The 19177-nt window shown below is 72.1% G+C and carries 16 protein-coding genes and 2 tRNA genes; 3 read left to right on the top strand and 15 right to left on the bottom strand.

What is annotated here, in order from left to right; translation table 11 throughout:
• Positions 1-28: 28 nt before the first annotated feature.
• The 3 genes from V4Y03_RS17335 to V4Y03_RS17325 all read right to left on the bottom strand — a co-directional run bounded on the left by V4Y03_RS17335 (position 29) and on the right by V4Y03_RS17325 (position 974).
• Positions 29-394, bottom strand: coding sequence for a PH domain-containing protein (locus V4Y03_RS17335; RefSeq protein ID WP_030204774.1), 366 nt, complete (start codon positions 392-394; stop codon positions 29-31).
• Positions 395-531: 137 nt separating this feature from the next.
• Positions 532-604 (bottom strand) — tRNA-Arg (locus V4Y03_RS17330).
• Between the two features lie 276 nt (positions 605-880).
• Positions 881-974: transfer RNA gene (locus tag V4Y03_RS17325), tRNA-Ser, on the bottom strand.
• Between the two features lie 237 nt (positions 975-1211).
• Between V4Y03_RS17325 and V4Y03_RS17320 the strand changes: the two genes are divergently transcribed.
• Together V4Y03_RS17320 and V4Y03_RS17315 are read left to right on the top strand one after the other, a co-directional pair.
• Complete coding sequence (locus V4Y03_RS17320; protein ID WP_317876389.1) at positions 1212-1637, top strand: SSI family serine proteinase inhibitor; 426 nt, start codon at positions 1212-1214, stop codon at positions 1635-1637.
• Between the two features lie 164 nt (positions 1638-1801).
• Positions 1802-5809, top strand: coding sequence for a PAS domain-containing protein (locus V4Y03_RS17315; protein ID WP_332435500.1), 4008 nt, complete (start codon positions 1802-1804; stop codon positions 5807-5809).
• 79 nt (positions 5810-5888) lie between these two features.
• On the opposite strand, the gene V4Y03_RS17310 is transcribed toward V4Y03_RS17315, so the two are convergent.
• The 11 genes from V4Y03_RS17310 to V4Y03_RS17260 form a co-directional block, all read right to left on the bottom strand.
• The gene (locus V4Y03_RS17310; RefSeq protein ID WP_317874937.1) at positions 5889-7541 is read right to left on the bottom strand and encodes a long-chain fatty acid--CoA ligase; all 1653 of its coding nucleotides are present in this window, start codon (positions 7539-7541) and stop codon (positions 5889-5891) included.
• A gap of 218 nt (positions 7542-7759) precedes the next feature.
• On the bottom strand, positions 7760-8305 hold the full coding sequence (locus tag V4Y03_RS17305; protein ID WP_317874936.1) for a SigE family RNA polymerase sigma factor: 546 nt from the start codon (positions 8303-8305) through the stop codon (positions 7760-7762).
• Positions 8306-8430: 125 nt separating this feature from the next.
• On the bottom strand, positions 8431-9408 hold the full coding sequence (locus V4Y03_RS17300; RefSeq protein WP_332435499.1) for a DUF1906 domain-containing protein: 978 nt from the start codon (positions 9406-9408) through the stop codon (positions 8431-8433).
• A 175-nt stretch (positions 9409-9583) separates the two neighbouring features.
• A complete protein-coding gene (locus tag V4Y03_RS17295; protein WP_317874934.1) occupies positions 9584-10750 on the bottom strand; it encodes a lipid-transfer protein in 1167 nt (388 codons plus the stop codon).
• A complete protein-coding gene (locus V4Y03_RS17290; protein WP_317874933.1) occupies positions 10747-11130 on the bottom strand; it encodes a MaoC/PaaZ C-terminal domain-containing protein in 384 nt (127 codons plus the stop codon). Before V4Y03_RS17290 ends, V4Y03_RS17295 begins: the two co-directional genes overlap by 4 nt.
• On the bottom strand, positions 11127-12221 hold the full coding sequence (locus tag V4Y03_RS17285; protein WP_332435498.1) for an acyl-CoA dehydrogenase family protein: 1095 nt from the start codon (positions 12219-12221) through the stop codon (positions 11127-11129). The genes V4Y03_RS17290 and V4Y03_RS17285 overlap by 4 nt, the downstream gene beginning before the upstream one ends.
• 1 nt (position 12222) lies before the next feature.
• Positions 12223-13188, bottom strand: a complete 966-nt coding sequence (locus V4Y03_RS17280; protein WP_332437205.1) for a bifunctional MaoC family dehydratase N-terminal/OB-fold nucleic acid binding domain-containing protein — start codon at positions 13186-13188, stop codon at positions 12223-12225.
• Between the two features lie 44 nt (positions 13189-13232).
• On the bottom strand, positions 13233-14399 hold the full coding sequence (locus V4Y03_RS17275) for an acyl-CoA dehydrogenase family protein (RefSeq protein WP_332435497.1): 1167 nt from the start codon (positions 14397-14399) through the stop codon (positions 13233-13235).
• Positions 14400-14603: 204 nt separating this feature from the next.
• Positions 14604-14912 (bottom strand): hypothetical protein, encoded by a 309-nt coding sequence (locus V4Y03_RS17270; protein ID WP_332435496.1) that lies wholly within the window; start codon positions 14910-14912, stop codon positions 14604-14606.
• 545 nt (positions 14913-15457) lie between these two features.
• A complete protein-coding gene (locus V4Y03_RS17265; protein ID WP_317874929.1) occupies positions 15458-15982 on the bottom strand; it encodes an O-acetyl-ADP-ribose deacetylase in 525 nt (174 codons plus the stop codon).
• Between the two features lie 168 nt (positions 15983-16150).
• Positions 16151-16348 (bottom strand): antitoxin, encoded by a 198-nt coding sequence (locus V4Y03_RS17260; protein ID WP_317874928.1) that lies wholly within the window; start codon positions 16346-16348, stop codon positions 16151-16153.
• A gap of 846 nt (positions 16349-17194) precedes the next feature.
• On the opposite strand from V4Y03_RS17260, the gene V4Y03_RS17255 reads away from it, so the two are divergent.
• Positions 17195-17728 (top strand): NUDIX hydrolase, encoded by a 534-nt coding sequence (locus tag V4Y03_RS17255; protein ID WP_332435495.1) that lies wholly within the window; start codon positions 17195-17197, stop codon positions 17726-17728.
• Here the strand turns inward: V4Y03_RS17255 and V4Y03_RS17250 are convergent.
• On the bottom strand, positions 17706-19052 hold the full coding sequence (locus V4Y03_RS17250) for a hypothetical protein (RefSeq protein WP_332435494.1): 1347 nt from the start codon (positions 19050-19052) through the stop codon (positions 17706-17708). The two genes, V4Y03_RS17255 and V4Y03_RS17250, sit on opposite strands and share 23 nt — an antisense overlap.
• Positions 19053-19177: the final 125 nt, after the last annotated feature.

Raw genomic sequence — 19177 nt, 5'->3', positions numbered from 1 at the left:
ACACACAAGCCTCCGCCTCCGGCGCGCCCTACTTGGCGACGAACTGCGTGAGGATCGCCTGCACCTCGTAGATGTCGACGCCCTTGGTGAAGGTCTTCTGGACGGGCAGCTGGCTGCCCGAGATCCAGATCTTCAGCTCGGCGTCGAGATCGAAGGTGCCGGCGGTCTCGACGGCGAAGTGCGTGATGCTCCGGTACGGGATCGAGTGGTACTCGACCTTCTTGCCGGTGATGCCCTGCTTGTCGACCAGCACGAGCCGCCGGTCGGTGAAGAAGATCGTGTCGCGGATCAGCAGATACGCGGCGTGCACCTGCTCCCCCGGCCCGAGCAGCCGGGCGAAGTCCTGCTGAGCCTGAGCCGGATCGATCGCGTGCGCGTTCCCGAAGAGCGCCATGCCCCACCCCCACACAGAAGAGAAAGAATGATCATCCGACCCTAACCCCCACAGACCCCCCCCCGAAGGCCCCGCCGCCGCGACAACGACAACGACAGAGGCCCCCAGGATTTCTCCTGGGGGCCTCTGTCCTGCTGTGCACTCGGCAGGATTCGAACCTGCAACCTTCTGATCCGTAGTCAGATGCTCTATCCGTTAAGCTACGAGTGCTTGTTCTTTTGTTTTGTCTTCGCTCCCCGGTCTTTCGACCCGCTCGCGGCGACAGGAAGAACATTACATGACTGCCGCCGCCATGTGAAATCCATTGGCCACACCCCTTGTGACCTGCGAAAACGTCGCGTCGAGGCGTCCCGGGGCAGGAGGCGTCCGAGCGGGGTGCCGGGGCGGAAGACGGGTGAAAGAGACCGGGGTCACACGTTCGGATCGGCAGGGGGAAGAGGCCGGGAACGGGCGAAGCCCCGGCCTTGGGGGCCGGGGCTTCGGGTGTGGCGGAGGCGGAGGGATTTGAACCCTCGATGGGCTTTAAGACCCAAACCGCATTAGCAGTGCGGCGCCATAGACCGGACTAGGCGACGCCTCCATGCACCTCGCGCATACGCGGGTGGTGCGTGCAGATGATGACACAGGCGAACCGCCCGTCACCAATCGATTCTCACCGTACTAGCCCTCCGGGGTCGAGGGCAAAGCCCCACGGCCACGTCGTGCCGTCCACCCGGCGCACCCCGCTTGCGCAACGCCCCGGCTCCCGGAGCGTTAGACGGGGCGGGCACGCCGTGCACCCGCGCCCCTCGCACACCCCCCGTCCCTGGAGATCCGCATGCTGCGCAGCCTCGCCATCGCCACCCTCGCCACCGCCGCCGCCGGTACCGCCGGGCTCGGCCCGCTGCCCCCGCTCCCGCTGCTCTCGACGCCCGACTCGCTGACCGTGACGATCTCCGAGAGCGGCTACCCCGAAGCCGACGGCACCTTCGACCTGACGTGTGACGACCGGGCCGGCGGGAACCACCCCGCCGCCGAGAACGCCTGCAAGCGCCTCGAACAGCTCGCCACCGAGGGCGGGAACCCGTTCAAGCCCGTGCCCGCCGACCAGCTCTGCACCCAGGTCTACGGCGGCCCCGCCCTCGCCCACATCACCGGCACCTGGCAGGGCCGGCGGATCGACGCCCGGTTCTCCCGCGCCAACGGCTGTGAGATCGACCGCTGGGAAAACCTGGAGCCCGTCCTTCCGCTCGTCAGGGGATGAGGAGGCAGTGAGGAGAGCGTGAGAAGGCGGTGACGGGGGGACGAGGCAGGAGTACCGCCCGGCGGCTCCCTTAGACTCCCCTGAGTGACAGGCTGCGGCCCGAGGGGCAAGATGGGCCCGCCGATCGGCAAGCACGTGCAGTGCGTCAGGGAGGAAGCGTCGTCGTGAGCAGCAGGCCATCCCGAGGCGCTGCTCGCCTCGCAGCCATACTCGACGCCCTCCCCGACGGCCTCGTGCTCGTCAACTGCAACGGCACGGTCGTCAACGCCAACACCATCGCCCTCGGCATGTTCGAGACGCCGGGCACCGCGCTCGTCGGGCGCGGTCTGCTCGACCTGCTGCCCGAGTTCGACTCGCGCCTCATCCCCGGCTCCATGCGCCGCCCCGAGGGCACCGACGAGCACGGCCGTACCAAGCCGGCCCGGATGATCGCCCGCCGTACGGACGGCAGCGAGTTCCCCGTCGAGGTGACCAGCGCCAGCCTGGAGGACGGCCGGGAGGCCTACGACTCCTACGGCGGCTACACCGGCGACGAGCTCCTCATGCTGGTCGTCCGCGACCTCACCGGCACCCTCGACACCGAGGCCGAACTCGCCCGCTCGCAGCGCCAGACCGAGATGATCCTGCGCGCCGCCGCCGAGGGCGTCGTCGGCACCGACACCGACGGCCGGGTCGTCCTGGTCAACCCCGCCGCCGCGCAGATCCTCGGCTACCGCGCCGGCGAGCTCGGCGGCCAGGAACTGCACCCGCTGATCCTCGACAAGCGGGCCGACGGCGAGCCCTTCCCGTACGAGGAGTCGCCGCTCGCCGACACCCTCAAGTCCGGCCGCAAGCACCGCGTCCGGGGCCAGGTCCTGTGGGCGAAGAAGGGCGACCGGGTGCCGGTCGACCTGACGACCGCCCCGGTCCGCGACGGCGACCAGCTCGTCGGCGCCGTCATGACCTTCACCGACCGCAGGCCGTACGAGCAGCTCGTCGAGGAACACGCCGCCGAACTCGCCGACCGCGCCGAGCGCAACGCCGCCGAGCGCGAGGTGCAGCAGGAGCGGTACGCCTCCCTCGCCGCCCGGCACGAACAGCTCACCGCCGTGCTCGCCGAGTCGCTGCGCGGCCCCCTGGAGGAGCTGCGCACCCAGCTGGGCACCCTCGCCGCCGACGACGCCGGGCAGCTCTGGCCCGAGGCCAACCAGGTCCTGCACCACCTGGCCGCCGGATACGCCCGGATGACCTCGCTCGTCGACAACGTCCTCGGCTACCAGCGCCTGGACGAGGGCACGGAAACGCTGGACAAGGCCGTCGTGCTGCTCGACTCGGTCGTGGCCGCCGGCATCGACGGGGCCGTCGAGCTGATCGGGCCCGGCCGCGCCCAGTTCGCCGTGCACGCGCCGCCCATCGAGGCGGAGGTCGACGCGGCCCGGCTCGCGACGGCGCTCGCGCATCTCGTCGCCGATGTAGCCGGCGTCGACGCGACCGGCCGGAACCGGGCCACCGCACAGGGCTCCGGACCGGCCGACTCCACCATCGTCGTCGCGGCGGCACAGCGCGGTGACGTCGTACGCATCGAGGTCCGCGGTCCGTACGCGGGCGGCGACCCGGTCCACGGGCCGGTCGTCCGCGGGGTCGTGGCGGCGCACGGCGGCGTCGTGCAGACCCACGAGGTGCCGGGGACGAGCGGCGGCGCGTACGTCCTCGAAGTCCCGCTGGGCGCCGGACGGGGCACGGTCCCGCCCTCGGAGACCGGGACGAGTACGGGTACGGGTACGGGTACGGGTACGGGTACGGGTACGGGTACGGGTACGGGTACGGGTACGGGTACGGGTACGGGGGCTGGAAGCGCTGGGGGCCGTGGCGGGCGGGAGGCGCTCGCGCTGCCCGCGCAGGCGTCCCCGCAGCCGTCCCCCCAGCCGTCCCCGCAAATGTCCCCGCAGCCGTCCTCACCGGCCCGTCCGGAAGGTTCCGCCCCGCAGCTCCCTCCGGCGGGCTCCGCGTCCGTCGTCGCTCCTGACACGGTTTCCGGTACGGGGCCGGGCCCAGGGCTCGCACCCGCTCCCGGCGCGTTCGCCGACGGGGCCGACGAGACCTCCGGTGGGGGGCGGCGGCGGGCCCGGCGCGCCTCCACGGACGCGTTCCTCGAGAGCCCGATCGCGCCCGAGGGCGGTGCCGCCGAGCCCAGTGGCCGCCGCCGTGGCCGTACGGGAGACACGGCCGGCGCCGCGAGTGCCGCCGAGCTGATTCCGGCCCAGCAGAACTCCGCCGCCGACTCCGCCCTCGCGGTCGCGGTCGCCGATCACTCCGACCCGTCCGTCTCGGGCGCCCCGTCCGCCTCCGGTGCCTCCGTCGTCGAGCCCACCGGGCGTCGGCGCGGGCGGCCCGCCGAAGGGGCCGTGGTCACCGCCGCCGAGGGCGCGCAGGGGCGGGCCGCGCTCGGCGCCGCCGTGCCGCCGCAGGGTGTCGCCGTCGAGCCTTCGGGCATGCCCGCCCTGGCCCGTGCCCTGCCCGCCGTCGCCTCCGCCGAGGCCGCTCCCGAGGCGCGGCCGAGCGGGCGCCGGCGCCGCGCCCTCGCCGCCGCGCAGGAACGGGCGGCCGCGGCCGAGGCCGGGCCCCGGACGCCGTTCGCGCTCCCGCCCGCCGACGCCGACCGCGCCGACGAGCCGTTCGGGCCGCTGCCGGTTTCCGACGAGGGGCAGCACGAGGCCGTACGGGGTGTCCCCGGCGCCGACCACACGCCTCCGCAGCCGCATCCCCTCCCGCACGTCCAGCCGCAGGGCCGGCCTCAGGACCCCGTCCCGGCCGCCGAGCCGACCGGGCGCCGTCGGGCCGTCACGCCTCCGCCGGAAGCAGGGGGCACCACCGGAACCGCAACCACGACCGGCACCGGCTCCGTACCGCTGCCTCCCGAGCTACCGATGTCGAGGCCGCAGCCGCAGCACCCATCGGTCTCGCAGGACTCCACCCAGGGGCGGGCGTTCAGCGTCCGGACCCTCGGGCAGGGCGTTCCCTTCGTCCCGCCGGGCTCGACCGCACCGGCCGCCGCACCGGCCGCCACACCGGCCCCGGTCGCCCCGGCGGCCCCCGTCGTACCCCCCGCCACCGTCGTACCCTCCGCCACCTCCGTACCTGGCGCCCCCGCTGCACCCGGCGCCCCCTCCAACGGCTCGGGACGGCGGCGCAAGCTCGCCACCCCGCCCGGGGGCGACCTTCCGGTCCCGGCGGTTCCCTCGCTCCCTGCGGCGCTCCCCGTACCGGCCGCCGGTGAGGCCCGGCCCCACCCGCAGGGGCCGTCGCCCGAGGCCGCCCTCGGGCTCGCCCCCGCCGCGTCCGAAGGGCGCGCCTACGCCATAGGGGCGCCCGCCGAGGGTTCCGCCGAGGGCCCCGAGCCGCTCGACGGGCCCGGCGGTGCCGTCGAGGTCGCCAACCGGCCCGCGCCGCGTCCCGTCGACGACGAGCTGCCCCCGGAGCCCCTCGACAACCCGCGCCGGCTGCTCGTCTGGCCCGCGCCCGACGTCTCCACCCAGCAGGCGCTGAGCGACCGGGGCTACCGGCCGGTGATCGTGCACTCCCGCGAGGAGGTCGACGCCCAGATCGCCGCCTTCCCGGCCGCGCTCTTCGTCGACCCGCTGACCGGCCCCATCACCCGTACCGCCCTCCAGTCGCTGCGCCGGGCGGCCGTCGCCGCCGAGGTGCCCGTACTGCTGGCGGCGGGGCTCGGGCAGGCGACCCGGGAGGCGGCGTACGGCGCCGACCCGGCCGTACTCCTCAAGGCGCTCGCGCCGCGCGACAGCGAGCAGCACCCGTCCAGGGTCCTGCTGATCGAGGAGAACGAGGACATCGCGGAGGCGCTCGCGGCCACCCTGGAGCGGCGCGGGATGCAGGTGGCGCGGGCGGCCACGGACACCGAGGCGGTCACGCTGGCCACCCGGACGCAGCCGAACCTCGTGGTGATGGACCTGATGCAGGTACGCCGCCGCCGGGCCGGGATCATCGACTGGCTGCGGGCGAACGGGCAGCTCAACCGCACCCCGCTCGTCGTCTACACCTCGGCCGGCCTCGCCGCGGAGGAGCTGCCGAAGCTGTCCTCCGGCGAGACGGTCCTCTTCCTCGCCGAACGGGCGAACAGCGCCGAGGTCCAGGCCCGGATCGTCGACCTGCTCGCGAAGATCGGCACCAACTAGCGCGGCGGCGAAGAGAGCACGGGAAAGCGGTACGGGGAGGGCAGGCGCCCTCCCCGTACCGCATTCCCGTCTCCGCCGACTACAGCTGCGTGACGTCCAGCTCGCCCTCCGCGTACTGCCTGCGGATGACCTTCTTGTCGAACTTGCCCACACTCGTCTTCGGCACCGCCGGGACGATCGCCCAGCGCTCCGGCAGCTGCCACTTGGCGATGCCGGCCCGGTCGGCGAGGAAGGCCCTCAGCGACTCGTAGTCCGCCGTCGCACCCTCCTTGAGGACGACGGTCGCCAGCGGGCGTTCGCCCCACTTCTCGTCCGGTACGGCCACGACGGCGGCCTCGGCGACCGCCGGGTGCCCCATGATCGCGTTCTCCAGGTCGACGCTGGAGATCCACTCGCCGCCCGACTTGATGACGTCCTTGGCGCGGTCGGTGAGGGTGAGGTAGCCATCCGGGCTGATCACGCCGACGTCGCCGGTCTTGAGCCAGCCGTCCTCGCTGAACTTGTCGTCCGGACGGACGGCCTCCGCGTCGACGCCGCCGAAGTACGCGCCCGCTATCCAGGTGCCGCGCACCTCGAGCTCACCGGCGGACTCGCCGTCCCAGGGCAGGTGGTCGCCGCCGGGGCCGACGAGCCGCGCCTCGACACCGGCCGGGAAGCGGCCCTGCGTGACCCGGTACGGCCACTCCTCCTCGGTGCTCAGACCGGCCGGCGGGTGCGCCATCGTGCCCAGCGGGGAGGTCTCGGTCATGCCCCAGGCGTGGCAGAGGCGGACGCCGAGCCGGTCGTACGCCTCCATCAGGGAGGGCGGACAGGCCGCGCCGCCGATGGTGACCTGCTTCATGGAGGAGAGGTCGCGCGGGTTCGCGGTGACCTCGGCGAGCAGGCCCTGCCAGATGGTGGGGACGGCTGCCGCGTGCGTCGGCTTCTCGCGCTCGATCATGTCGGCGAGCGGGGCCGGCTGGAGGAAACGATCCGGCATGAGCATGTTGATGCCGGTCATGAAGGTGGCGTGCGGCAGGCCCCAGGCGTTCACATGGAACTGCGGGACCACCACGAGGGTCGTGTCCTGGTCGGTCAGCGCCATCGACTCGGCCATGTTCACCTGCATCGAGTGCAGGTAGATCGAGCGGTGGGAGTAGACCACGCCCTTGGGGTCGCCGGTGGTGCCGGAGGTGTAGCACATGGCGGCGGCGGTGCGCTCGTCCAGATCCGGCCAGTCGTACGTGGTCGGGCGGCCGGCGATCAGCTCGTCGTAGTCGTGCACGCGCGGGGCGACGCCGTCCAGGACCGACCGGTCCCCGGGGCCCGCGACCACCACGTGCTCGACCGTCGGCAGGTGCGGGAGCAGCGGGGCGAGGAGGGGGAGCAGCGAGCCGTTGACGAGCACGACCCGGTCGGCGGCGTGGTTGACGATCCACACCAGCTGCTCGGGGGGCAGGCGGAGGTTGAGCGTGTGGAGGACCGCGCCCATGGAGGGAATCGCGAAGTACGCCTCGACATGCTCGGAGTTGTTCCACATGAGCGTGGCGACCCGCTGGTCGCCGGTGACGCCGAGTTCGTCGCGCAGGGCGTTGGCCAGCTGATGCGCGCGTGCTCCCGCCTCCGCGAACGTGCGGCGCTGCGGCTCGGGCTCGCCCGTCCAGGTGGTGATGGTGGACTTCCCGTGGATCGTCATCCCGTGCTTGAGGATGCGGCTCACGGTCAGCTGTACGTCCTGCATGGTGCTGTACACGGGGCGTCCTCCCGGTGGGCGCTACGTGGCAGTAAGGGGGTGTGGAGATTCTGCGCACGTACCGCTCGGTATGTCACTACCCAAGAGTACGGAAATTGCCAGTGATCACTGGCGGAAGTCGGCGGGGGACGCGTGCGCCCGCTGTTCGGGACACCGTACGGGTCACGATCCGGGGCACCGTACGGGTCATCCGGGGTCACCGTACGGGTCATCCGGGGTCACCGTACGGGGGTCAGCTCCGGGTCCTCGCGGAGCTTGCCGAGCGCCCGGGACACGGCGCTCTTGACCGTCCCCACCGACACCCCGAGCACCTCGGCGGTCTGGGCCTCGCTGAGGTCCTCGTAGTACCTGAGGACCACCATCTGCCGCTGCCGCTCCGGCAGCTTCAGCACCGCGCGCCACATCGCGTCGTGCAGCACCTGGCGCTCGGCCGGGTCCGGCTCCGGCTGCCCGACGGGCTCGGGCAGCTCCTCGCAGGCGAACTCGTCGACCTTGCGCTTGCGCCACTGGGAGGTACGGGTGTTCAGCAGCGCCCGGCGTACGTAGCCGTCCAGGGCGCGGTGGTCCTCGATGCGCTCCCAGGCCATGAAGGTCTTGGCGAGCGCGGTCTGGAGCAGGTCCTCCGCGTCGCAGGGGTTGGCGGTCAGGGAGCGCGCGGTGCGCAGGAGCACGGGCCCACGCGCCCGTACGTACGAGGAGAAGGTCGGGTACGACGCGTACTGCGAGGCACCGGCGCAGACGGGGCCAGAGGGTGGCGGAGTCATGACTCCACGCTAGGAGGGGAGGGGTGCCCGGCGGATCGGCCCCAGGTCCCGACCCGCCGTCCGCCTCAGGTTGTAGGGGTGGGGACGCCTCCACCTCCTCTGGGTGGAGACCGCTCGGGGGCACGTCAGGGTCGGGGGCCTTCGGAGTCGGGGGTGGGGGGAGCGGCGGGCGCGGTGAGGGTGCCGGGGGCGGTGAGGGTGCCGGGGGCGTCAGGGATGTCGGGGGGCGAGGTCCGGGTGGTGGTGGGGACGACCCGGGCGACGGGGGCGTCCACCGCGTTCCGGTCGACGAGGATGCGGTGCCCGCCGTACGACTCCGAGACGTTGCCCGCGTACTGGTGGATCCGCGCGTGCGGCGTCCACGCCTCGGGCCGCAGCACGCTCTCCTCGTACAGCGAGGGCCGTCCCCGCCACCGCGCGAACCACATCACCGCCGGCATGTCCTTCGTCCCCGCCCGCCGCTGTGCCTCGATGTCCCGCACCCCCGTGTCGGCGCTGCTGTAGAACCCGGGCAGGTACCCGAGCCGCCGCACCTCCCGGTTCCAGGCGCGGACGAAGGAGAGCGTCGTCGCGGCGCAGCCGGCGTCGCCGTCCCGGTACGCCTCGATGTCGAGGTACAGCGGGCTGCCCGCGCCCAGCCCCAGCGCCCCCGCGGCCCGTACCGCGTCGCCCGCCTCCCGGGTGCCCTGGTCCCACGGGTTGCTGCCGAGGGCGAAGGGCCGCTTGGCGGCGGAGACGACGCAGGGCGCCTGGGAACCGACGTACAGCGGCAGCAGCCGCCACCCCATGGTGTGGACGGCGGAGACCCATGCGCGGTTCAGCTCCCGCTGGCCGGGGCAGCCCCGCCCCCGGCCGCCGAAGTAGACCCCGACGGCCCCGTACGGGGACCCGCGCCAGGCCCTCATCTCCGCGAGCCCGGGAGCCTCACAGGTGTCGAAGGCCCCGCCGGTGAAGCGCACGGGAGGATCGAGGGCCTGGGGGGCGAGCGCGGGCGCGGCGGGGGTGGTGTGGGCGGCGGGCGAGGCTTCGGGGGGCGGGGCGAGGGAGAGGGCCGCCCCGATCAGTACGGTCGCCAGGGCGGCGAGAACCGCCCTGGGCCTCACCCGTGACGACGGCGAGGGCGACAGTGAGGGTGGGGACGACGGCGCGGACGACAGTGAGGGTGGGGACGACGGCGAGGGCGACGGCGAAGACGGACCATCAGCAGCCCGTGCGTAGGTGCTCATGGCGCGAGTGAAGGACCACGCGCCCCGCCCGGCCACCCCAGGGGCCGTCTCCTCAGCCGTCCGTGCCCAGGATCAACCCGGACGTGGGAACCCCCGTCCCCGCCGTGACCAGACTCCGCGCCGCCCCGGGTACCTGGTTCACCGAGGTGCCGCGCAGCTGCCGTACCGCCTCCGCGATGCCGTTCATGCCGTGCAGATACGCCTCGCCGAGCTGCCCCCCGTGGGTGTTCAGCGGCAGCGCGTCCGCCGCGACGAAGTCGGCCGCCTCCCCGGGCCCGCAGAAGCCGAACTCCTCCAGCTGCATCAGCACGAACGGCGTGAAGTGGTCGTACAGGATGCCCACGTCGATGTCGGACGGTGCGAGCCCCGACGTCCGCCACAGCTGACGGGCCACCACACCCATCTCCGGGAGCCCGGTCAGGTCGTCCCGGTAGAAGCTGGTCATCGCCTCCTGCTTGCGCCCGGCGCCCTGCGCCGCCGCCACGATCACGGCGGGCGGGTTCGGCAGGTCGCGGGCGCGCTCGACGGAGGTGACGACGATCGCCTGCCCGCCGTCGGTCTCCTGGCAGCAGTCGAGGAGCCGCAGCGGTTCGGCGATCCAGCGCGAGGCGGCGTGGTCGGCGAGGGTGATCGGCTTCCCGTGGAAGTACGCGGCGGGGTTGCGGGCCGCGTGGCGCCGGTCGGTGACGGCGACATGTCCGAAGGCGTCCGGCGTCAGCCCGTAGGCGTGCAGATAGCGCTGGGCGATCATGGCGACCCAGGAGGCCGGGGTGAGCAGCCCGAAGGGCAGCTGCCAGCCGAGCGCCGCGCCCTCGGCGGAGGGCTCGCGCTGCTGGACCCCGGAGCCGAAGCGGCGCCCGGAGCGCTCGTTGAAGGCCCGGTAGCAGACGACGACCTCGGCGATCCCGGTGGCGACGGCGAGGGCGGCCTGCTGCACGGTGGCGCAGGCGGCCCCGCCGCCGTAGTGCACGCGGGAGAAGAACGACAGCTCGCCGATGCCGGACGCCTGGGCGACGGTGATCTCGGGGTTGGTGTCCATGGTGAAGGTGACGAGCCCGTCGACGTCGGCGGGGGTCAGCCCGGCGTCGTCGAGGGCCGCCCGCACCGCCTCGGCGGCGAGGGAGAGCTCGCTGCGGCCGGAGTCCTTGGAGAACTCCGTCGCCCCGATGCCGACGACGGCCGCCCGGCCGCCGAGGCCGTCCCGTTGGCGGACGCTCATGGCGTCACCTCCACGGCGACGGTGCCGGTGACATGGTGGCCGAGCCCGTTGGCCCCGACCACCCTGACGTGCGCGGTGTTCCCGTCGACCTCGGTGACCGTGCCGGTGAGGACCATGGTGTCGCCGGGGTGGTTGGGGGCCCCGAGCCGGATGGTGACCTTGCGGAGGACGGCGCGGGGGCCGAAGTGGTCGGTGACGTACCGGCCGACGAGCCCGTTGGTCGTGAGGATGTTCATGAAGATGTCCGGGGAGCCCTTCTCCCGGGCCAGTTCGGCGTCGTGGTGCACGTCCTGGTAGTCGCGGGAGGCGACGGCCCCGGCGACGATCAGGGTGCGGGTGATCGGCACCGCCAGCGGCGGCAGTTCGTCCCCGGCCTTCATGACGGGTCTCCTTCCGCGAGCAGGTCGCCGAGTTCGGCGAGGAGTTCGGTACCGCAGCCCAGATAGGCGTCGAGCTGGCGGCCCCAGAGGAAGTGCCGGTGGACGGGGTGGTCGAGGTCCGCGCCCATGCCGCCGTGCAGATGCTGCCCGGCGTGCACGACCCGCTTGCCCGCCTCGGAGGCCCACCAGGCGGTCGTCAGAGCCGCCTCGCCGATGTCCAGGCCCTCGTCGAAACGCCAGGCCGCCTCGTAGGCGGTGACCCGGATGGCCTCGGTGTCCATGTACGCGTCGGCTGCCCGCAGTTGTACGGCCTGGTGGGTGGAGAGCGGGCGGCCGAACTGCTCCCGTACGGAGGTGTACTCCACGGCCCTGGCGAGCGACCCCGCGCAGACCCCCGCCTGGAGCCCGGCGAAGGCGACCCGGGCGGCGGCGAGAACGTCGGCGTAGGGGTCCGGGTGCGGGTCCAGGTGCGGGTCCAGGTGCGAGTCCGGGTGCGAGTCCGGTTGTGCGTCCCCACCGCGCCTCCCGAGCCGCTCCCCCGTCGCCCCGTCGAGGACGAGCCGGCCGGCGGACCAGGGTGCGGTGAGTTCGACGGGGTCGACCCGGGCCGCGTCCTCGGTACGGACCAGCCACAGGGTCCGCTCCTCGTCCGGTACGAGCACGTGGGTGGCGTCCCTGAGCCAGGGCACCCACTCCACGGCCCCACTGAGCCGCCCGTCGCGCGAGGTGACGCCGCCGGCCGCCGGGAACGCCCCCGTCACCACCGTCGTACCGTCGCGGAGGCCGGGCAGCAGACGGCCGCGCTGCTCGTCCGTACCGTGCCGGGCGACGGCGAGGATCCCGTACGCACAGCTGGCGGCGAGCGGCACCTGCGCCGTCACCCGCCCCTGTTCCTCCAGGAGCATGACCAGGCCGAGCAGCCCGGTCTCCTCGACGGCGCCGGGGAGTCCGGCGGCGCAGAGCGCCTTCCACAGCTCGGCGTCCGTGCCGGTGCCGGCCGCCCCGAGCCGATCGTGGGTGCTGAGGTCGGCGAAGATCCGGGCGGCCAGCTCCCGGACGGCCGCCTGCTCCTCGCTGGGGGTGAAGTCCATGTCAGGCCTCGCCTTCGGCGCGGAAGACGGGAAGCACGAGGTCCTCGTCGGCCCGCAGGAACTCCAGCCGCACCGGCATCCCGATCCGGACCTTGTCGTACGGCACACCCACCACGTTGCTGACCATCCGTACGCCCTCGGCGAGTTCGATCAGTCCGACCGCGTACGGCGGGTCGAAGGCGGGGAAGGGCGGGTGGTGCATCACCACGTACGAGAACACCGTCCCGGTGCCGCTCGCCTCGACCGTGTCCCAGTCCGGCGAGCCGCAGTCGGCGCACCCCGGGAGCCAGGGGATGCGCAGGGCCGCGCAGTCGCCGCAGCGCTGGATGAGGAGCCGGTGGTCGGCCACGCCCTCCCAGAACCCGGCGTTGTCCCGGTTGACGACGGGTCGGGGGCGGCGGGGCGCGGGCTTCGCTTCGGGCGGGGACTCGGCCTTCCGGGGCGGCCGGGCGGCGGGCGCGTACTTGAGGATGCGGAAGCGATGGGTGCCCGCGAGTTCGCCGTCCGCGCGGACGTCCGTCCGGGTGGTGACGAAGTGCCCCGCCCCGAGCTTGGTGGTCTTGAGCTCCGAGACGGACTCGATGACGGTGTCGAAGGTGATCGCGTCGCCGGGCCGCAGCGGCCGCAGGTACTCCTGCTCGCAGTCGGTCGCGACGACCGAGGTGTATCCGGCCCCGTCGAGAAGGCCGAACAGCTCCTCGTACGCCGATGAGCGGTCCGTGTGCCCCGAGAGGCCGCCCATCGTCCAGGCCTGGAGCATGGTGGGCGGCGCGACGGCGTCCGGCCCCCGGTAGGCGGGGTGGGTGTCGCCCATGGCCTCGCACCAGTGCCTGATCATGGGCAGGTTGACGGGGTCCTTGCCGGTGCCGGCGGTGGCGGCGGGCCGCCCCTCGTAGGCCACGAGCCGTTCGTACAGCGCGGGCGGCTGCTCGGCACCACTCTCCGCAGACCGTTGCGCACCGCTCATCGCAGGCTGTTCCGCACCGCTCACCACGGCCCGTTCCTCGCCGCTCATCGCCGCCCCCTCCCCTTCATGCCGAGCCGCATCCTCGCGACGATCTCGCGCTGCACCTCGCTCACGCCTCCCCCGAAGGTGTTGATCTGCGCGGCCCGGTTCATGCGCTCCAGCTCACCGCCGTCGAACTCCCCCGGCGACCCCGTCCGCACCGTCCCCGCACCGCCCGCGATCTCCTGGCAGATGCGGTACACCTCCACCGCCGACTCGGTTCCCGCGAACTTCACGCCGCTCGCGTCCCCGGGGGCCAGCCGGCCCGCCCCCACGTCCCCGACCAAACGCCAGTTCAGCAGGCGTGTCGCGGCCAGCCGGGCGTGCGCTTCGGCGGCTCGGATCCGGATCCACGGCTCGTCGGCGCGACGCCGCCCGGTCACCGGATCGGGGGTACGCGCCCGGTCGAGCGCGGCGGCGAAGAAGTCCTCGGCCTGCATGCCGATCGCGGCGAGCGCGACCCGCTCGTGGTTGAGCTGGTTGGTGATGAGCCCCCAGCCGCCGTGCTCGGGCCCCACGAGGTTGCCCGCGGGGACCCGTATCCCGTCGTAGTAGGTGGAGGTCGTCGTCAGCCCGCCCACGGTCGCGATCGGGGTCCAGGAGAAGCCGGGGGCGTCGGTGGGGACGAGGACGATCGAGATGCCCTTGTGCGGGGGCGCGTCGGGGTCGGTGCGGCAGGCGAGCCAGATCCAGTCCGCGTTCTGGGCGTTGGAGGTGAAGATCTTCTGGCCGTCGATCAGCCAGGACCCACCGTCCCGGACCGCCCGCGTCCGGAGGGAGGCGAGGTCCGTGCCGGCCTCGGGCTCGCTGTAGCCGATGGCGAAGACCGTCTCGCCGCGCAGGATCCGGGGCAGGAAGTAGGCCTTCTGCTCCTCGGTCCCGTAGGTCATCAGGGTGGGTCCGACGGTGTTCAGGGTGACCATCGAGACGGGGGCGCCCGCGCGGTACGCCTCGTCGAAGAAGACGAACTGCTCGTCGGGGCCGCGGCCCTGCCCTCCGTACTCCTCCGGCCAGCCGAGGCCGAGGAACCCGTCGGCGCCGATCCGGCGGAGCAGCCGGCGCTGGGCGGCGGTGTCGGTGACGGGCGGCGGACCGTCGGGCATCAGGTCCCGGAAGTACGCACGGAGTTCGGCGCGCAGCCGCAGCTGCCGCTCGGTCGGGGCGAGGTGCACGGAGACGGCCTCCCGTGGGACGACGAGGTTTCTGACTGTCCGTCAGATTCCATCTCCCTGTCAAGGTCGACGACCGAGCGCGCACCCTCGCGGAAGGCGGGCACACGACACGACGGCCCGCACGCCGGTACCGAAGTACCGGCGCACAGGCCGTCGTTCACACCGCGGTCACGCCCCCCGTCGGGCCGGCTGCCGTGCTTCCGGCTACCACCACGGGTTGTTGAAGTTGACCACCGCGTTGTCCTGGCTGATGTGGGTGAAGGCGGAGCCGTTCACGCTGGCGGTGTTGTTCTGGTTGGAGGCGCCGGAACCGGTCGCCACCTGCTGCGTCGTCGTCGAGTTGCCGAAGTTGTCCCCACCCACGCCGCTGCCGATGATCGTGGCGACGCCCGTGTTCGATCCGTTGTCCGCGAATCCTCCGTTGTCGGCCTGGGCCACCCCGGTGAAGAGCGCGGCGGCGAGGGGCAGGGCGGCGGTGGCGGCGAGGATGCGGGCGGTACGGATGCTTGCCATGTGTGTTCCTCCGGGAACTGAAAACTGGTGCTGTCGCACAAAACTGCTCTGCGGTTCTCTGTACTGCTCGGGCACTGCTCTGAATCTTTAGAAGTACGGCTATGTCCAAGGCAGTTGGCCGACCGCCCCGGTCGTTTCGTGCTCGACGTCGCGAGTCCAGAGTTGCCCACCGAATCCCCGGCGAACCACCCCGGAGCGCCTTGTTCCCCCGCAAGCGTGAGAACAAGTCGATAAACCCGGTCAGCACGAGAAAAGCCCAGCTCACCGGGGTGGAACGCATTCAGGACAGGCAGGGGCGGGGCGCCGCAAGGGAGGAAGCGTTCCGGCAGATTTCCCGCCAATCGCCGTCGCCCCGGAACGCGACGGCGAGTCGCCCGCACCACGGAATCGAACAAACGACCCCGGCCAGAACGTGAGCCCTACGGACCCAACAGCTACCGCCTGCTCTGCAGATCCCACGTGCCTTACGGGTCCCACGCCCTCTACGGGTCCCACGCGCTCTATGGGTCCCACGCGCCCTACGGATCCCACGCGCTCCACGGGTCCTACGAAATGTCCCGCTGTCCCACGGCCGCCTCGAAGGCGGCGTACGCGCGCGCGTCGAAGAGCACGAAGCGCACCTCCTCCACCTCGGTACGCGCCTCCCGGACCGTCTCCACGGCGATGCGGGCGCCGTCCTCCATGGGCCAGCCGTAGATCCCGGTGGAGATGGCGGGGAAGGCGACGGTGCGGGCACCCGACTCGTCCGCGATCCGGAGGGATTCGCGGTAGCAGGAGGCGAGCAGCTCCGAGCGGTCCACCTCGGCCGACCAGACGGGGCCGACCGTATGGATGACGTGCCGGGCCGGCAGCCGCCCCGCCGTGGTGGCCACGGCCTGCCCGGTCGCGAGGCCCTTGCCGTAGTGCGAGCGCCGCAGCCGCTGACAGGCGGCGAGGATCTCGGGCCCGCCCTTGCGGTGGATGGCGCCGTCGACTCCTCCGCCGCCGAGGAGCGAGGAGTTGGCGGCGTTGACGATCGCGTCCACCGCCTCGGCGGTGATGTCCCCCTGCACCAGCACGATCCGCACCACGACAGAACTCTCTTTCTCAGGCGACGCCCTTCGGACGGGTCCATTGAAAGACGTCGGGGGCGCCGCGGTCGCGTGGAATACGTCGGGCACCCCGGACATCTGAAAGACGTCGGGGGCGCCCCGGACTCGTGTCCGGGGCGCCCCCGACGTTCGGTTCGCGCCGTCGCGCTATTGCCGGGGCGGAGTGTCCGGCCCCTGCCCCGTACCGCCCAGCTGATCCTTGAGCTTGTCCTGGGCGGTGTCGACCTGTCCGCTGTACTTGCCCTGCGTCTTCTCGTCGACGAAGTCGCCGGCCTTGTCGACGCCATGGGAGGCCTGATCCTCGTGGCCCTTGAGCATCCCCTTGAGCTTGTCGAACACAGACATCCTTGCCCTCCTAGCAGCTGATGCGGCCCCTCCAGCATCGCGGCACCACCCCCGCACCGCATCCGCAGACCGACTCACAGCACCGGGAACGCCGGGCCGTCACCCGGCACGGACATGCGAACGGCCCCCGACCTGACTGCAGGCCGGGGGCCGTTCCTCTGCGGTGGGTGTGGGATTTGAACCCACGGAGACATCGCTGCCTCGACGGTTTTCAAGAGGGTGCTGCGGGAAGCCTGCCGCACGTGCCTGACCTGCTCGTTCCCCGCCCGCCGGGGCCCTCGCCATCCCGGCGGTCCACACCTGGTCCACTGGGTCGACTCAGTCGCCGGAGAAGCCCCAGAAATAGATCTCCTGCGGCTCCCCCTGGTCGTCGTGGAGCACGGCACACCGCCCGTACCAACGCCAGTGGTCGAACTCCTCGAACCTCGGCACGTGATCTCGGGTGAGCTTCCGCGTGCCCAGGACACGCAGCGCTTCTGCCGTTCTTCCTCCGGCCGCCAGTCACCGCCCGGACCCCAGTAGTACTCCCGCTCCTCGAAGACCTTCCGCCGCAGCGCATCGAACGCCCCGACGAGATCCTCCTGATACGGCACCGAGTAGTCCCACCCCGACGCGCCCATATGCCAGCCCCTCCCCTCACAGCTCTTCCAGAACGGCCGGACGCTAACAGCGGCCACTGACAACCACCTGGCTCCGTGGCCACCTCCTTGCCACGTGGGGAACCGGTTGGTGCAGACGCGGTGCTATTCGTCAGCCTGACGTGAATCCTGGTCGAACCTAGTCCTAGTTAGCCCTAGTTAGCCGCTGCTCTGCGATGCTGGAGGTCGATCGAGAGGGGCCGCAGCGATGCAGTGGAAGATCCACGGGGAACGTCCGATCTACGAGAACAGCTGGGTGAACCTGTGGCTCACCGACGTCGAGACGCCGGACGGGAACCGCTGGGAGCACCACGTCGTCAAGCTCCGGCACCTGGCCGTGGCCGCCGTGGTCAACGAGCGGCGCGAGGTCCTGATGATGTGGCGCCACCGCTTCATCACAGACGCCTGGGCGTGGGAGCTGCCCATGGGGCTGGTCGAAGAGGGCGAGACGCCGGCCGATGCGGCTGCCCGTGAGGTGCTGGAGGAAACCGGCTGGCGTCCCGGCCCGGTCAAGCCTCTGATCTACGCCGAGCCGGCCAACGGCATCACCGACTCGCAGCACCACATCTTCCGCGCCGACGGGGCGACGTACGAGGGTCCGCCGACCGAGAAGAACGAGTCGGACCGGATCGAGTGGATCCCGCTGGCCGACGTGCGGGGCATGATCGACCGTCGCGAGATCGTCAGCAGTGGCTCCCTGGTCGGGCTGCTCTACGTGCTCATGGACGAGGCGATCGGCTGATCTGACGGGGCAGCACTTCCCGGAGCCGGGACTCGAACGCCACCGCGGCCGGTTCGCGGCGGAAGGGCTCCAGCTGCTCGTAGAACTCCCGAAGGTGGCCGGCGACTCGTTGCGAGCTGACGGCCGCCGCTGGGGCCAGTGCATCCATGGCCGTGTGGCACGCCTCGTCGAGTTTGCCGCGTTGGAGCTGGGTGCGGGCGAGCCAGAAGGCGTGGAAGGCGCGGCCTCGGTGGTTCGATGCGTGTTCGCGGCGGAGGGCGTCCGCGATGAGGGGTTCGGCGAGGGCGGCTTCGCCCAGGCGGCCGTGTGCGATGCCAGTGTCCACGATGAGCTTGGGCTCGTCGAAGTAGGCGACCCAGGCCGGGTCCGGATCACCGGTGCCGATCCGTCCGAACTGGGTGTGAGCTTCCGAGATCGCGGTATGGGTCGCGCCGTGGTTGCCGAGGGTGGCGTGGGCGAAGGCTTCGCGCATCGCGAGCATGGCCAGCACGCGCGGTGTCGTCCCCGCAGCCGCTCCGGCCTGGTCCTGGGCAGCCGTGACGAGTGCGAGGGCATCGCCGGGCTTGTCCTGGTAGGTGGCCTGGAGGCTCATGCAGGCGAGGACGTTGGCCATGAACTGGCGGTCGTCGATGGCCTTGGCCAGTCCGAGGGACTCGGTGAAGTAGGCGCGTGCCTGGTTGTACTGGCGGGCGTCGAAGTAGGTCCATCCGGTGAGCCGGGCCAGCTCGGCCGCGATGCTGTGCAGGCCGTCTCGCAGAGGGGCTGGCCGCTGTTCCTTGAGGAGATCGACGACGTAGCGGAGCTGTCCGACGACGGCCGGCCGTAAGGTCTCGCCGCCGTGCTCGTCGTCCCGGCGCCAGTAGTCCGCGATAGACGAGTGCAACGCGTCCAGCGTCGATGCGCTGAGATCCCGCTTGGCCGCCAGGGCGAGGATGCTGTCGACGTCCGCCCCCGGTAGTCCGGCGACCAGCGGCTCGGCAGCTGAGGCCGGTACCTCGGCCGGTTCGCGAGGCGTGACCGTCAGGCTGGGCGGTGTCTCCCAGGAGCGTCGGGCAAGTCCGAGCATGTGCCCGGGGATGCGCAGTCCGTCCGAGATCCGTTCGATCACGTCCATGTGCAGCAACTGCCGCCGTCCGGCGATCACCTCGCCCACGCGGCTCGGGGTCAGGTCGCAGCGGCGCGCGATCATCGACGGATAGATGCCTGCTCGTGCTTTGACCAGCTGAAAGATGCGGCCGAAGTCTCTGGCCTGGCATGCCTCGATCATCACTGGGTCCGTGAGCAGGCTGACCGGAAGTTCCTTCGAGCGAGATGGCTCGGGCATCGGGCACGCTCCGGCATGAGGACTACGGATCGCTGCGCTTGGTCAACCGAGGGTGATGTTACCCAAGTTGGGTAATCCGCTTGGCCTTTCTGGCCGGGCCCGCGGATCGCGATGCTCCTGACCAT

This window comes from Streptomyces sp. P9-A4, assembly GCF_036634195.1.
In the GTDB taxonomy this organism is placed as follows: Bacteria; Actinomycetota; Actinomycetes; order Streptomycetales; family Streptomycetaceae; genus Streptomyces.
This window is presented reverse-complemented; position numbering and strand designations above follow the sequence as displayed.

What these genes read in the sequence shown, in the direction of transcription:
- V4Y03_RS17260 (WP_317874928.1), bottom strand. Translation starts at nt 16,348, where the DNA reads ATGTCTGTGTTCGACAAGCTCAAGGGGATGCTCAAGGGCCACGAGGAT.
- V4Y03_RS17280 (WP_332437205.1), bottom strand. Translation starts at nt 13,188, where the DNA reads ATGAGCGGTGCGCAACGGTCTGCGGAGAGTGGTGCCGAGCAGCCGCCC.
- V4Y03_RS17290 (WP_317874933.1), bottom strand. Translation starts at nt 11,130, where the DNA reads ATGAAGGCCGGGGACGAACTGCCGCCGCTGGCGGTGCCGATCACCCGC.
- V4Y03_RS17305 (WP_317874936.1), bottom strand. Translation starts at nt 8,305, where the DNA reads ATGACTCCGCCACCCTCTGGCCCCGTCTGCGCCGGTGCCTCGCAGTAC.
- V4Y03_RS17295 (WP_317874934.1), bottom strand. Translation starts at nt 10,750, where the DNA reads ATGAGCGTCCGCCAACGGGACGGCCTCGGCGGCCGGGCGGCCGTCGTC.
- V4Y03_RS17250 (WP_332435494.1), bottom strand. Translation starts at nt 19,052, where the DNA reads ATGCCCGAGCCATCTCGCTCGAAGGAACTTCCGGTCAGCCTGCTCACG.
- V4Y03_RS17320 (WP_317876389.1), top strand. Translation starts at nt 1,212, where the DNA reads ATGCTGCGCAGCCTCGCCATCGCCACCCTCGCCACCGCCGCCGCCGGT.
- V4Y03_RS17335 (WP_030204774.1), bottom strand. Translation starts at nt 394, where the DNA reads ATGGCGCTCTTCGGGAACGCGCACGCGATCGATCCGGCTCAGGCTCAG.
- V4Y03_RS17270 (WP_332435496.1), bottom strand. Translation starts at nt 14,912, where the DNA reads ATGGCAAGCATCCGTACCGCCCGCATCCTCGCCGCCACCGCCGCCCTG.
- V4Y03_RS17255 (WP_332435495.1), top strand. Translation starts at nt 17,195, where the DNA reads ATGCAGTGGAAGATCCACGGGGAACGTCCGATCTACGAGAACAGCTGG.
- V4Y03_RS17285 (WP_332435498.1), bottom strand. Translation starts at nt 12,221, where the DNA reads ATGGACTTCACCCCCAGCGAGGAGCAGGCGGCCGTCCGGGAGCTGGCC.